Annotated in this window: 14 protein-coding genes; 7 read left to right on the forward strand and 7 right to left on the reverse strand. The window is 33.4% G+C overall.

Translation table 11 applies throughout. From position 1 onward, the window contains the following. Positions 1 to 74 precede the first annotated feature (74 nt). From BM289_RS00565 to BM289_RS00575, 3 genes are read left to right on the forward strand one after another with little or no spacing between them, the layout of a single operon-like run. Positions 75 to 905 (forward strand): DUF6492 family protein, encoded by an 831-nt coding sequence (locus tag BM289_RS00565; RefSeq protein WP_091489862.1) that lies wholly within the window; start codon positions 75 to 77, stop codon positions 903 to 905. Between the two features lie 29 nt (positions 906 to 934). Continuing rightward, positions 935 to 2,014: a glycosyltransferase family 4 protein gene (locus tag BM289_RS00570; protein ID WP_167365364.1), complete on the forward strand. Its 1,080-nt coding sequence runs from the start codon at positions 935 to 937 to the stop codon at positions 2,012 to 2,014. 32 nt (positions 2,015 to 2,046) lie between these two features. Beyond that, positions 2,047 to 3,183, forward strand: coding sequence for a glycosyltransferase (locus BM289_RS00575; protein WP_091489867.1), 1,137 nt, complete (start codon positions 2,047 to 2,049; stop codon positions 3,181 to 3,183). On the opposite strand, the gene BM289_RS00580 is transcribed toward BM289_RS00575, so the two are convergent. The 6 genes from BM289_RS00580 to BM289_RS00605 all read right to left on the reverse strand — a co-directional run bounded on the left by BM289_RS00580 (position 3,178) and on the right by BM289_RS00605 (position 10,274). Beyond that, positions 3,178 to 4,374: a glycosyltransferase family 4 protein gene (locus BM289_RS00580; RefSeq protein ID WP_091489870.1), complete on the reverse strand. Its 1,197-nt coding sequence runs from the start codon at positions 4,372 to 4,374 to the stop codon at positions 3,178 to 3,180. The genes BM289_RS00575 and BM289_RS00580 overlap by 6 nt on opposite strands. 303 nt (positions 4,375 to 4,677) lie before the next feature. Beyond that, complete coding sequence (locus tag BM289_RS00585) at positions 4,678 to 5,142, reverse strand: thioredoxin family protein (protein WP_091489873.1); 465 nt, start codon at positions 5,140 to 5,142, stop codon at positions 4,678 to 4,680. A gap of 179 nt (positions 5,143 to 5,321) precedes the next feature. Continuing rightward, positions 5,322 to 7,574 carry a TonB-dependent receptor gene (locus BM289_RS00590; protein WP_091489876.1) on the reverse strand — a complete coding sequence of 751 codons (2,253 nt, stop codon included), beginning with the start codon at positions 7,572 to 7,574 and terminating at the stop codon, positions 5,322 to 5,324. Between the two features lie 217 nt (positions 7,575 to 7,791). Further along, positions 7,792 to 8,706, reverse strand: coding sequence for an NAD(P)/FAD-dependent oxidoreductase (locus tag BM289_RS00595; RefSeq protein WP_091489879.1), 915 nt, complete (start codon positions 8,704 to 8,706; stop codon positions 7,792 to 7,794). 12 nt (positions 8,707 to 8,718) lie between these two features. Next, positions 8,719 to 9,924, reverse strand: coding sequence for a GTP-binding protein (locus BM289_RS00600; RefSeq protein ID WP_091489882.1), 1,206 nt, complete (start codon positions 9,922 to 9,924; stop codon positions 8,719 to 8,721). Next, positions 9,921 to 10,274, reverse strand: a complete 354-nt coding sequence (locus tag BM289_RS00605) for a MerC domain-containing protein (protein ID WP_091489885.1) — start codon at positions 10,272 to 10,274, stop codon at positions 9,921 to 9,923. Before BM289_RS00605 ends, BM289_RS00600 begins: the two co-directional genes overlap by 4 nt. A 92-nt stretch (positions 10,275 to 10,366) precedes the next feature. Here BM289_RS00605 and BM289_RS00610 point away from each other — a divergent pair, with 92 nt between their 5' ends. From BM289_RS00610 to BM289_RS00625, 4 genes are all read left to right on the forward strand, one after another. Next, positions 10,367 to 10,759 (forward strand): Fur family transcriptional regulator, encoded by a 393-nt coding sequence (locus BM289_RS00610; RefSeq protein WP_068841836.1) that lies wholly within the window; start codon positions 10,367 to 10,369, stop codon positions 10,757 to 10,759. Positions 10,760 to 10,833: 74 nt separating this feature from the next. After that, entirely contained in the window at positions 10,834 to 12,705 is a 1,872-nt protein-coding gene (locus BM289_RS00615; protein WP_091489887.1) for an Nramp family divalent metal transporter, read from the forward strand. Between the two features lie 90 nt (positions 12,706 to 12,795). After that, positions 12,796 to 13,449 carry a metal-dependent transcriptional regulator gene (locus tag BM289_RS00620; protein WP_091489890.1) on the forward strand — a complete coding sequence of 218 codons (654 nt, stop codon included), beginning with the start codon at positions 12,796 to 12,798 and terminating at the stop codon, positions 13,447 to 13,449. A 323-nt stretch (positions 13,450 to 13,772) separates the two neighbouring features. Further along, a complete protein-coding gene (locus BM289_RS00625) occupies positions 13,773 to 14,087 on the forward strand; it encodes a hypothetical protein (protein WP_091489894.1) in 315 nt (104 codons plus the stop codon). 328 nt (positions 14,088 to 14,415) lie between these two features. On the opposite strand, the gene BM289_RS00630 is transcribed toward BM289_RS00625, so the two are convergent. Then, a complete protein-coding gene (locus BM289_RS00630) occupies positions 14,416 to 14,922 on the reverse strand; it encodes a hypothetical protein (protein ID WP_091489897.1) in 507 nt (168 codons plus the stop codon). Between the last annotated feature and the right edge of the window lie 13 nt (positions 14,923 to 14,935).

The following is a 14,935-nucleotide window of genomic DNA, read 5'->3' on the forward strand; positions in this document are numbered from 1 at the left end:
CTGTCGGTTTTTATCGTTTGCTTACAATGCCATTTTAATTCTATCTTAGTACTCCAAAAACAAATCTCTCTTGTATGTATAAACTAATTCTTTTTATCAAGACTTATGAACCTGATTTTAAAACAGTTTACAAGCTTCTGGATTCTATAGATAAGTTTAACCAAGATAATATTCCGGTAATTATTTCTGTGAATGATGATCATTTTGATTTTTTAAAGCCAGATTGTTTTGAAAAGTATAAAGTATATCGCGATTCTGAAATTTTTCAAACTACTGTTACCGAAGGATGGCGTTATCAGCAGATTATAAAATGCAATGTTTATAGACTTAATATCTGCGAAAACTATGTCGCCATAGATTCTGATTCTGTTTTTATACGAGACTTCTATATTTCCGATTTTATGTTTGACGAGAACACGCCTTACACCATCATGCAGGAATCGAAGGATTTATTGGAAATGACTGAAAGACTTCAAATGGATTCCCAAACTATTTTCTTCAAAAGGGCATTAAGAGACACTCGTCCATTTTTTGGGAACAAAGGCAAAGAATGGGATTACGGTCCTTCGCCCTATATTTGGAATTGCAAAGTTTGGGAACATTTTAATGAGGTGTTTTTGAAAGATCTCAACCTAGACTTTGATACCTTTTTTACTCAAATTGACAAAAAAAGCTATTCGCCAAGTGATTGTGTTATTTACGGAGAATATTTATTGAAAACCAGATTAATCAATATAATTCCAATCGGAAGTTTATTTAAAGTATATCACTATAAACGACAATATGCAATAGAAAAAAACCAGCTTAATATGGAGCAACTGAGCAAAATTTATCTCGGTTTGATTCATCAAAGCAATTGGAAAAGAAAGAAAAAGAAATGGTACCGATTTTTTCAATGGAATTAAAGAAAAACACTATTCTAAAAATTCTTCAGATGAAAAAAACAAGTAAAGTCTATTTAGTATTTCTAAACGGCAAATCTAATGCAGGAGGAGCCGAACGCATGGTGCATTATTTAGATGAATATCTCAAAAGCCGAGAAATCTCGACTGAAATAATTGATGAAGATTTTCTAAAAAACACTTTTGCAGGGAAAATATATTGGAAATTATTCAACCGCAGACATTTTGAAAAACGAAGAGCAAAATATATAGCGAGATTTATAACTGTCTTTCTTTGGCTAACGTATCGCCTGAATAAAATAGTAATCAGCAATGGAGAGCCAACGGCTTATTATCCTACAGATTACGTAATTTCTCATGGCTGTTATCATAAAATGGAATTGGACTATGGCCGAAAAGATTCTAGATTGAGCAGAGTGGCTAAACTTCAAATGAAAGCTTGTAAAAATGCCAAGAAAATAGTCGCTGTGGAATCGAATGTCAAAAAAGATTTAATACACTATTATGGGATAAGCCCAGATAAAATCAGCATTGTTCCGAATTGTATTGATCAAAATAATTTCTATCCCATTCCAAAACAGCCTTCCAACTTTAAAACCATAACATATATTGGAAGACTAGAACACGGAAAAGGTATTACCGAACTACAAGAGCTGGCAAAACTTGTTGAATTACAAACCGACTGGAAACTGCTTATTGCCTCAAACAATTCTTCTAATGCGGAACTTTTTAAACATTTACAGAATACGGAACTTTTGGTTGGATTAACAATTGGAAACATTAACAAACTAGCGTATTCTTGTGCTGACATCGTTTTCTATCCATCTTATTCAGAAAGTTTTGGAATGGTAACCATAGAAGCGCTTGCTTGTGGAAAACCCATTACAGGAAATGCTGTTGGCGTTTTACCTAAACTAGTTGAAGAAAAACATCCAGGCTGTTATCTTCTGCCCAAAAAAATAGATGAAACCATTTTTAATTTTTTCCAAGATTGTATAGAAGATTCGAAACAATATAAACCAGAAGAAATCCATGAAAAGACAATGAAAAAATTCGGAATCGAATCGTATTTCGAGCAACTGGATCAGCAATTTTTTCATCAGAATACTTAATTAGCGCAAAACAGATAACAAAACACTTCCCCATGAGAATTTTATATTTCTATCCCGAAAATCCACTACACAAAACAAAAGGAAACAATGCAAGAGCGTTGGCTTTATTAGAATATTTCAAAAACAGAAACATTGAAGTTGATTTTGTAGGTGTCGAAACAGATATATTTGGAGCAAATGAAATAAAAGCCTTGAAAGAAGAAAAACTAATTTCTGATGGTTATTTCCTTCCCATTTTTATTCGAAAGAAAAACAAGCTGAAGTATTTCTTTTATTATTCACTTCCTAACAAAATAAAAGGAAAAATTGGTTTGTTTGACAATATTCGTTCAGGTCATCTAAACGCTTTTAACAAGGTTCTAAAAGCCAATAATTATGATATTATTCTAATCTCATATCTCTATTGGTCAAAACTTGTTGTGAATAATCCGAATGTCAAAAAAGCAAAATTGATGATTGACACACACGATTTCTTAACCTCGCAATTCCAGAAAAAGAAGAATTTCCGTTTAGGACCGTTTTTTGAAAAAGAAATCGAAATCTTAAGTCATTATGACAAAATCCTAGTCATTTCTGCCGAAGAAAAATATCTTTTCTCTCAGTTTATTGATAAGGAAATTGCGTTGGTAACACATAGTTTACCGCAGAAAAGTGCTTTAAAAACTGAGTCAAAATACGATATTATTTACGTAGCAAGTGAAAACGAACACAATGTTAAATCGGCTAAATGGTTTTTTAATCTAGTTTATCCCTTGTTGCCAAAGTCTCTGAAAATTGCTGTAGTTGGAAAAATAGGCAAATTTATTGGCGAGCATAACAATGTCGAAAAAATCTCTTTTATTGAAAATCTAGATGATGCCTATCGTGAATCTAAAATTGCAATTTGTCCAATGCTCAGCGGAACTGGAATCAAAATTAAAGTCATTGAAGCTTTGTCTTTTGGAATTCCCGTAGTTTGTAATGAAAGAGGTGTCGACGGATTAGTAAACAAGACTAATAATGGCTGTTTAGTTTCAAATGACTCTAATGAATTTGCAGCTTATATAAATGAATTATTAACCGATTCCAATTTCTATCATAAAATCCATTCTGAAGCGGTTTCCTATTTCAGCAACCACCATAGTACTGATGCGACTTACAGCGTATTAGATGATGTATTTAAATTATAGCGTATCAAATTTTAAAAACAATTCTTCTAAAGCCTTATTCGAAAAAGGCTTTAGGCTTTGTTCGGAGTTTTGATGCAACTCCTGCCATAGTGGTTGATTGTTGTACAAATTAAGAATTGCCAGTGCAAACTCTTCTTTTGCATCGTAAATCAAAGCATTCCTTTGGTGAATCAATTCCATTCCCTCTGCCCCAATCGAAGAAGTTATTACTGGTAAATAATACTCAAACGCTTGTCCTATTTTGCCTTTTACACCTGCGCCATATCGCAAAGGTGCAATCATGAATTTGTTTGCAGTAAAAAAAGGCTCTATGTCGCAAACATGACCTGTGAAAATAAATCTTGAGTCTTCTATTCCTTGAATATTTTCATTAAGATTCCCAATTATATTTACTTTTATCTCATTATTTTCTTTCCAGACTATCGGCATTATTTCATGATACAAATAATGAACAGCATCAATATTGGGTTCATGTTTCGAGCCTATAAAAAGTATGCCCTCGCGATCTTCAAAAAGCAACGACTTTTCTTTACTTATTTTTGGATAATGAATGTTAGGAATGGTTATCAGTTTATCGTCATCAATATATCGTGACATAATTTCCTTTTCCACATTAGAAATGGTCGCTACCAAATCTACCTTTCGGGCTAATTTTGTTTCGATGAAAAAGAATTTCAAAAAGTTTTTCCAAAGTGAAATACGCTTCGGATTAATTTTAATGGCTCTTTTATAACGCAAAAAATGAATATCGATCATATCGTAAAGCGATATGGCTTCAGGAAGAATTTTAGATACTTTTTTTAAGTTAGAATAAAACGATTTCCCGCCATAATACCACACAAAATCAACTTTCGGAAGCGATTTTAGAAAATCAAAATAGCTCGAATATTGACTGGATTCTACAAAAACAATAGCTCCTAAATCACTAAAATAATCTACATAACCATTGTCCCTAAAAGTATTTTTTGAACAGATAATACAGTTGTAATTTTTGTTTTTAAAAAATAATATGATTTCTTTTAATCTGTTAGAACCTGAATCATGTGCAGGAGCCGGCATATGAAGAGTAAGAAATACAATTGTTTTATTGTGCGGATTATAAGTATTATAGTTTGGTATTGATTGATCGGATTGTTTTTTAACTTCTTCTTTTTGTGTATAGTATCGTTTGATACTTTTAAATATAGCCATATCTATTCTGTTTCGTCCCTATTTTTTACAAGTCTGACTATAAATATAGATAACCAAAAATGTATTTGGTTGCGTTTCTTTTAAAAAAAAATACTTTTTCTTTTAAACTAAAACTCAATTTGCTTTTCCTTTATTATCTGAAAAGCATTAAAACTTATAAAATCCAAATCCAAAAGAAAATATTGTCCATTGATTTTCAGCGATTTTTGTTTTCGAACAGTTTTTAATTAATTTACAAAACCACTGTATAACAGCAACTTATGCTAAAACAGTATGTTAAAAAGAGCATTTTTTAGTGAGAATCTATTCGAGAAGTTTTACTAGAAAAAATTTAAAATCATTAGGTGACAAATAATTCGAATATTGAAAAATAATCTCATTCTTCTCATTCAAAACACATAAAACTGGATAGACAATTTGATTGCTAATAGTTCCAAGCTCTAGAGCCAGTTCATTAACTCCAATATTATTTCCCGAAGGTTTGTATTTAAAAACTTGATTATTAAAAGTAATATCTCGTTTTTCTTCGGCATTAAAATCAATAAAATAGAATTCTGAATTAAGTTTTTCAACAACTTCTTGATTTTTGAATGTTGTCGCTTTCATTCTTTGGCAGAACTGACACCAGTCAGTATGGATAAAAACAATGATTTTTCGTTTTTGAATTTGCTGTAAACTCTCTATTTCTTCAAAAGAATAGCTTTTCAGCTGACCAAAACCGGTTCCCGAAATCACGAAGAAGAAAATAAATAGAATTAGCTTTTTCATTTTTTTTTAGTGAGTCTGATTTCTATTACTAAAAATTTTTAAACACATAGAAACATAGGTTTTTCTATTTCTATAAAAAGATAAAAGAAGAAGCTAGCTTCCACACATAGCTATGTGAATTGATGCAAGTGAAACGCCTTTCTACACAAAGCTAAACTATGTTTCTATGTGTTTAAATTTTATCTCAAAGTATATCGCAATCCAATAAACCCGCGAATCGTTTGATTTTGCCCATAAACATAAGTCGTATCAAAAGTCAAACCGTATGGATTATCTGGCGTAACTAATACTTTTCCGTTTGCATCGTATTGTACATTTTTATCGAAAGGATCATTGGTTCTTGAAATCAAAAACGGATTATTTTGTTTTGGGGTAAAGTTCAGCAAGTTTTTGACTCCGCCATACAATTCAAAATTCTTCCAGCCCGTAAACGTAAACTGAATATTCTGAATGCTGTACCAGGGCGAATTTGGATTTCTAGGATCGTATTCGTTCAGCAAAGGCAGTTTCATCGGACTATACACATTTCCCGTATAATCCAACAATAAATTCCAAGGTTCAACTTTATATGAAACGCTCCAAGTTCCAGTAAATCTTTCCGTTAGAAAAGGTCTTTCCGAAACTCCTTCTTCCACATTTTTATTATCTAAAACCGTTGCCCCAAGTATAAACTTTAAACCATTCGTAAAATTCAAATCTACATTAGTGCTTATTCCCTGACTAATGGCATAACCATCAATATTATCATAAATGATTTTATTGGGGTCGGTTTCATAATCTGTTACAATCTTATTGCTGAATCTGGTGTAAAAAGCTGTAGTTTCGATTCCCATAAATGTCCCGTTCCCAAAGTTGATTTTCTGAATATAATTCAAATTCACATTTACTGATTTCTCAGGTTTTAAATCATTTTGAATCACTACATCTCTCGAACCCGTCAAAGCAGCGTGATCTTCGGTAAATAAATTCACTACTCTAAACCCTGTTCCTGCATTTAATCTAAAAATCGTGTTTTCATTGGCTTTGAAACGATAGGCAAATCTTGGTGTAAATATCGAACCGTGAATGGAGTTATAATCATATCTCGCTCCCAGCAAAACCTGACTTTTTGGAGAAAAAGTTATTTCGTCCTGAACAAAAATTCCTGGCAACCAAGTACTTTCAGCTTCATTTGTTGCAGGTGTATTGTCATCATAATACGTATATCGGCTGGCAATTCCTGCAAGTAAATCGTTTCGTCCGATTTTTTTATCCCAGGTTAATTGAAGAAAACCGATTTTTTGATTGGCGATGTAGGAAGTTGTTCCGTAACGGCTGTCTTGATAATGCACATTTCCTGAAAACGAAAGCATCAGTTTTTCTTCAAAAGGCAATTGATAGCTTCCAATTAATTCGGCTCTTTTGGTATAAATGCTTTCTCCGTAAATTTCGTCTCCACCTCTATATTTTTTCTCCCAACGAATGTCTCCTCCCCAACGATCTTCGTACATTCCACGTGCTGCAATCGTAAAAAGCCGATTATGATTGCGCTGAAAACTCCATTTATTAAAAACCGAAACCCGGTCAGAAAGTGTTACATCGGTAAAATTGTCATTATCTTTATCAACAACCTGATCATAATTGAAATAGTTGATTCCCAAAAGAGAAGTAGCTTTTTTACCCACATTGAACTTCATTCCCAAATCAAGATTGTTTTCTAGATAAGTTGTGGTGAAATAATCTGCCGAAAACACTGGCGCATTGGTTGGATTCTTGGTAATAATATTGATTAAACCGCCAACCGCTTCACTTCCATACAAAGAAGAAGCCGGTCCTTTTACGATTTCTATTCGTTCGACCAAAGAATTCGGAATTCCAGATAAACCGTAAACTGTGGAAAGACTGCTCACAATTGGCATTCCGTCAATCATTACCAAAGTATAAGGGCCTTCTAATCCGTTTATATGAATATCTCCTGTGTTACAAACCCCACAATTCAACTGCGGACGAACTCCGTTTATATTCTGCAAGGCATCATAAATACTTGGAGTTGGATTTTTCTTAAAGAAAGTTGGCGAATAAACCTCAACGGGAACGGCACTTTCTAGCCGTTTTACTGGTTTTAAAGTTCCTGAGACCACTACTTCATTTAGTTCGTTCTGATCTTCTTTTAATTCAAAATCCAGATTTAGATTCTGATCTTCTGATATCGTTATTTTTTGGGTTAGAGATTTGAATCCAGTCGAGGTTACCGCAATTTTATAAATTCCCGCCGGAATATTTTCTAAATGATAATGACCAATTGAATCTGCTTGAGTTCTAAAATTTGTATTTAACAAACGAACATTAATTTCCTGCACAACAGGACTATATGACATTACCCTTCCCGATATATTTTGTGCGTAAATGCTTTTTGTTGAAATTATTAATATTGCCAAAAATAAATATTTCATTTTTTTAAAATTAAATTTAGACAAAACTAAAAATTAAATTTGACAAACAATGATATTAGAAACATAAATTTTTAAACGGATTGAATTCAATATGTTAGAATTTTGTTTTCGATCGAGCAAAGTCACAAAACACAAAGTTTTTTTTTAACCATATAAGTTATATAAGAAAATGTAAGTCTAGTTTTAAATGAACTTATATAACTTATATGGTTTATTTTCACTTTGCGTAATCTTCATCAATTAGTTCTTTGTTAATTACCGCTCCAGCGAAAGAACCAGTAGAAACAGCAATAGCAACTGAGCGCATTGGAGTTGTACAGTCACCGCTCGCATAAACTCCGTTAACGTTTGTTTTCTGCATTGCATCAACTTTTAATAAACCTTGTTCGTTTATATCACAGCCCAGAGTTTCAGGAATTGGACAATGTTGTTCAAAAGGCGGTCTCGCATAAATCGCTTTTACTTCAATTTTATCCTGATTTTTGAAAACGATCTTTTGGATATATCCCTCTTTATGTTCAAACGAATCTATTTCTTCTTCAAAAATTTTAACCCCATGATTGTTAAGGATTTCCGTTTGTTCCAGAGTTAATTCTGATTTTCCATTAGTACACAATCTTAAATCTTTTGTCCAATTCGAAATTAGTTTAGCATATTCAAAACCCATTTCTCCATTGGCTATAATGGCTGTTTTTTCGTTTTTAACTTCATAGCCATGGCAATATGGACAATGTAAAACCGAAATTCCCCAGCAATCTGCAAAACCTTTTATCTCAGGAATCAGATCTTTAACGCCACTTGCAAACAGGATTTTTCTTGAATTGAAAGTTTTACCAGATTCTGTAAAAACCTCAAATCCGTTTTCATTTTTAATTGCTTTTACCGCAAGTCCGTTAAAAAAATGAATTGTTTTATAAAGATCGACTTGTAATTTGGCTTTCGCCGAAATCACTGCGGGTTTTTCACCGTCCTGTGTAATAAAATTATGAGAATACGGTGTTTGTCTGTTGCAAGGCAAACCACTGTCGATAACCAAAACCTCTCGCAAAGCACGCCCTAAACTCATTGCCGCAGAAAGTCCGCTGTAGCTTCCGCCAATGATAATCACGTCATAGGTATAATTGTCTTTCATCATTTTTAATATTTAAGATGTTCTTGATATTGGAAAAAGATCATTTTTCGGAAACAAACCTCCATGATAATCTATAATTTCATCTTCTGTACAAAGGCATTTTCTAAGTTCGTTCAGAATTTCTGTCTCTTTTATTTTCTGTCCAATAAAAACAAGTTCGTTTAGTCGGTCTCCAAAATTAGCCGTCCAGCGTTCTTCTATAATATCCTGAAATTCAACAAAATTATTAAATGTCATTCTTTCACTTAACGGCATACTTGCCCACCAGACTCCAGCTCCTTCTGCCTTCATTGAACCTCCAGCCTGGCTCCAGTTAATTGCCTGTTCTGGCCGGGATGCCATCCACAATAAACCTTTACTTCTAATGATGTTCTCTGGGAAATCTGAAGTAATAAAATTCCATAATCGATTGGGATGAAATGGCCTCGAATCCCTAAACACAAAAGAATTGATTCCGTATTCCTCCGTTTCTGGCGTATGAATTCCTTCTAATTCTCTAATCCAGCCAGCTGCACTTTCGGCTTCTTCATAATTGAATAATCCTGTATTTATAATCTCGTTCGGATGTACTTTTCCTAAAACCGAAGTGATTATTTTCGCCACAGGATTCAACTTCTGAATTGAGGCTTTCAGCATTTGTAATGATTCGGAATCAATAAGATCCGTTTTATTCAAAATAATAACATTGGCAAATTCAACCTGATCAACCAAAAGATTGACTATTGTCCTGTTGTCGTTTTCTATATCTGACAGATTTTGTTCCTGCAGGGTTTTGGCCGAACCAAAATCTTTAAAAAAGTTAAAACTATCCACAACAGTAACCATCGTATCGATATAGCTAAACCTGGACAAATCAATACTGGCATCTTCATTTACAAAAGAAAAAGTCTGGGCGACTGGTATCGGTTCACTAATTCCTGTACTCTCAATAAGTAAATAATCAAATCTATTTTCCTTCGCTAATCTTTCTACCTCAAGCATTAAGTCTTCGCGTAAAGTACAGCAAATACAGCCATTGGTCATTTCAACTAATTTCTCTTCGGTTCTGGAAAGAGTATTTTCATTTTTTACAAGTTGAGCATCAATATTAACTTCACTCATGTCGTTAACGATTATGGCCACTTTTAATCCTTCTTTATTATGAAGAATATGATTCAAAAGCGTAGTTTTTCCTGCTCCAAGAAATCCGCTTAATACGGTAACAGGCAATTTTTTCATTTGTGTATGTTTTTATGATTTTTATAATTAATCAAATGCCCGATAATCATTCCGATGCCACCAAAATAAATGAGATCCAGATGAATTTCTAAAAATAAATCGGTCAAAATAGTAATCCAAATCAGGCTCATGGAAACAATCAAAATCGACGAAACCAAAAGAGTTGATTTTTTCGTAATTTTGACAATTGCAAACAAACCTATTGAAGCAAATAGTAAATCGATGATTGGATTGTGACTCAGCCCTAAAGGAAGAATCGTTAAAAGAGGAAAAATCAAACAATGCACAAGACATATCGTCGCACTTGAAATTCCTAAAATATCGTAAAAAGGTGCCGTTAATTTCTTCATTTTGTGTACTTTTACTTAATGCAATTTTGTTGCAAATATACAGATTAAATTCAAATGCAACATTGTTGCGTTAAATTTTTTAATTTATAAAAATGAAAACAACACGTAATACTACCGCGAAAACAGCTGTACTAGAGGTATTTGAGAATTCTAAAACGGCATTATCACACACCGAAATTCAAAAACAATTAAACGATGTCTGTGATCGTGTAACCATTTATAGAATTTTAGATCGTTTGGTCAACGATGATATTATCCACAAAATTTCCAATCTGGACGGAACAGTAAAATATGCCAAATGCAATCATTCTCATCAGCGCGTGCACATTCACAATCATGCTCACTTTAGCTGTGAAAATTGTCATGAAATTACCTGTCTTGAAAATGTAAAACCAAGTTATATTATGCCACACAATTATAAAGTGAACGAAATAAACTTTACATTATCAGGATTGTGCCCAAAATGTTTGAATTCTAACATATAAATTTTAGACTCGCCTAAAAATATTGTTCCGCGAATATCATTTTTCCATATATTTGTGAAAACAATACATTTACAATGAGTAAATCTTTAGAAGAAGTCCACGAATCGGTTTCTACAGAACATAAAAAAACTGGTTTCAGAAGAATATTAGCCTTTTTAGGTCCAGCGTATTTAGTGAGCGTTGGTTATATGGATCCAGGAAACTGGGCAACTGATATTGCCGGCGGAAGCCAATTTGGTTATACTTTAGTCTGGGTTTTATTAATGAGCAATTTAATGGCGCTGCTTTTACAGAGTTTAAGTGCCCGTCTCGGAATCGTAACACAACGTGATTTGGCTCAGGCTTCGCGAGAAACCTATTCAAAATATATCAATTACATTTTATACTTTTTAGCCGAAATTGCCATTGCTGCCTGTGATTTGGCCGAAGTACTCGGAATGGCAATCGGGATTAACCTGCTTTTCGGAATTCCACTTTTTGAAGGCGTTTTGATTACGGTTTTAGACACTTTCATTCTCTTATTCTTAATCAATAAAGGAATCCGAAAAATGGAGGCTTTTATTATTGCTTTGGTTGCGATAATTGGTTTCTCTTTTATTTTTGAGATGATTTTCGCAGAACCAGAAGTTTCTAAAATCATTGCAGGGTTGGTACCTTCTATTCCAAACTCTGCTGCGTTATACATCGCAATCGGAATTATTGGAGCAACGGTAATGCCTCACAACCTTTACTTACACTCTTCTTTGGTGCAAACCAGAAAATTCGATAGAAGTCCAGCGGGAATCAAACAAGCTTTAAAATACAATTTTATCGATTCTACTATCGCTTTGAATCTGGCTTTCTTCGTCAATGCTGCGATTCTAATTCTTGCGGCGGCAACTTTCCATAAAAACGGAATGTTTGAAGTTGCCGAAATTCAAGACGCACATCAGTTTCTCGAACCTTTATTAGGGACTAAATGGGCGCCAATCTTATTTGCGGTTGCCTTAATCGCTGCAGGACAAAGTTCTACTGTAACGGGAACTCTTGCAGGGCAAATTGTTATGGAAGGTTATTTACACCTAAGAATTCAGCCTTGGGTTCGTCGAATTATAACACGTTTGATTGCGATTGTACCAGCTTTAATCGTGATTTGGATTTATGGAGAAAGTGTGACTGGAAAACTTTTGATTTTGAGTCAGGTCATTTTGAGTCTTCAATTGGGTTTCGCCATTATTCCGCTGATTCATTTTGTGAGTGATAAATCGAAAATGAATGGTTTTCATATTTCTAAAACCACTCAAGTTGTTTCTTGGATCATTGCTTTGATTATTGTTTCTCTCAATGCCAAATTAGTGTATGACGAAATCACTTCATGGCTTGAAAACTCAAATCATCCTGTAATTTTATGGTTTACGGTTATTCCGTTGGCATTCGGATTCTTAGGTTTATTATTATACATTGTCTTTAAACCTTTCATTGCAAAAGCAAAATCTAAAAAAGTTATTAATCATTCACCACATAATCTAAAACTTCATTTTACACCTAAAGAAAGCAAAAGCATTAAAAACATCGCTGTTTCAGTAGATTTCTCCCATGCTGATGAAGCCGCTTTAAACAAAGCCTTTGAATTGGGTGGCATTGACACTGAATATACGCTCATTCATATCGTAGAAACGGTTGGAGCATTAATGTACGGCGTTCATGTTCACGACCATGAAACCACAATCGATGAGAAGTTATTACTGAAATACAAAGAAATGCTTTCGGAAAAAGGATTTAATATTGAAACCGAGCTTGGTTTTGGAAAACCAGCCAAGATAATTCCAGAAATCATAAACAGTGGTAACTTCGACATTCTGGTTATGGGAACCCACGGCCACACTGGACTAAAAGATATTCTTTTCGGCACAACGGTAGACAAATTGAGACATAAAATTTCAATACCTTTGTTGATTGTTAAATGAAGATGTCAAAGTTTCAGAGTCACAAAGTAACAAAGTTTTTAGCTTTGTCCCTTTGCAACTCTGTCTCTTTGTTACTCAAAAAGAAAAAAAATGACCTTTTCAGAAGAAAACTACCTTAAATCGATCTATCACTTGACCGCTGCTTTGGAGACGGAAGTGAGCACCAATGCTATTGCTGAAATTATGGAAACGAAAGCTTCCTCAGTTACAGATATGCTTAAAAAACTGGCAGAAAAAGATTTGGTGAATTATAAAAAATACCAAGGCGTTTCTTTGACTGAAAATGGAAAACTGGCAGCCAAAATGATTGTGAGAAAACACCGTTTATGGGAAGTTTTTTTGGTGGAGAAATTAAATTTCAGCTGGGACGAAGTTCATGATATTGCAGAACAATTAGAACATATCAAATCGGAGCAATTGATTAATCGTTTGGATGATTTTCTTGGAAATCCAACAGAAGATCCACACGGAGATCCAATCCCAGATGCTAACGGCCGAATTATCAAGATCGAAAAACATTTACTTTCTGAGTTATCTGACAACCAAACCGGAGTTTGTGTTGGTGTAAAAGATACTTCATCTGAGTTCCTGAAATATCTGGATAAACAAGGAATTGCTTTGGGGTCTAAAATTGAATTTCTTTCTAAAGAATCCTTTGATTTATCGGTGAAAATTAAGGTGAATGATATTGAGTTATCTATTTCGAATAAAATTGCTTCTAATTTGTTTGTAAAGCTGGTTTAGCGGGTTGTTTCGCAGAGTTTCACGAAGAATTTATTCTTTTGTCAGACTGAGCGAAGTCGAAGCCCCGCAAAGATATACTGAGAAACATATGAGTCGAACCTACGGTTCTTTTTTCCTTGTCGACAATTACGACGGATGAAATCCGTCGCTACAAAATTTAGCGAGCCTATGGCTCTTCATAATTGTAATCTACAAATCGAACATAAAGAATCTAATACCTAACAGGTTTTAAAAACCTGTTAGGATATAACAATATCACCGAAAAAGTTCTGAAGGAAGGAAATATGTTGTAGCAACTCCAAAAGGAAAAATCGAATAAATTTATGAATGAATTTGAAATCAATTCAGAAAAGAAAATAAAAGATCTTGAAGCACAATTAAAAAAACTACCAAAAGAAAAGTGGAAAATTTGGAGATTAATTGTAGTTGGAATTATTACGCCTTTTGTTGGCCCATACATTCCTCTAAGAAAGGGAATGCTAGTAGATAGAATGGGTTATCGAGATTCTGTTTTACTGTTTTTTTTAATTTTATTGATTGCAATCCCAGTGGCTTGCTATATGCATTTTCAAAAAATCAATGATCAAATATTTGATATTGAATGTGAACTTGAAAATTTAAAACAACAGAAGAAATAGAAAATGGAAATAAAAATTGCGGAATAAAACTTGGAAGCCTAAAGACTTTTTAAAAAGTTCCGAAGGAACGAACTATGTTGTAGCAACGGATTTTAATCTGTTGTTGAAATATCCACGTTGTGAATAGAGTTCCGTAGGAACGGAACATATTAATTACATTTAATATCCTAAAGACATTCAGAAAAACAAAAATGTGATTTTGAAATCGAGTGTCCTAGCCCCGATAGAAGTGAAAATCCTTTTGTGGTCTCGTAAAGGACGAGACCACAAAAGATTGCAACGGATAGCGGGATTAGCTTCTAAAAAACTTAAAAAATCCCTCTATTGATTATTTTCTTTTATCAATAAAATTTACAATTGTCTTGCTGTTTGTCATCATCAAATAGCCACAAATTGCTTTTAGAAAATAAAATATCAACCAAGAGGTTCCGGAATAATCCTTAAATAATTCTTTCTGTTTTAAAAACTCATAAATCGTTGAGCATAATTCAGGAATAGCTTCAACAAAAACAAGCGCTCCAATAACAATTACTGCAATAGAAAGAACATTACTATATGGAAGATTTATATCTATCCTGTTTTCTGTAAAACTTTTATCTAGCTTTAATACATTCACTATCCATTCGGTTTTAAACAAAAATACTCTTACTACTAAAAGATAAAGAATAAGAGTTCCAAATGTTATAAGCCAAACTGTTATTAAATTTCCCCAATCTAATTGATCTTGATTAAAAGAAAAAGTTGAAGCAAATTGTGGAATAACATATATGCTATTTACCAAAAGCCACAAACCGATTCCTTTAATAATAATTCTCCAGAAAGTCTTGATTTCCATATATCTATTTAAA

The organism is Flavobacterium phragmitis, from assembly GCF_900112575.1.
GTDB classification, from domain to species: domain Bacteria; phylum Bacteroidota; class Bacteroidia; order Flavobacteriales; family Flavobacteriaceae; genus Flavobacterium; species Flavobacterium phragmitis.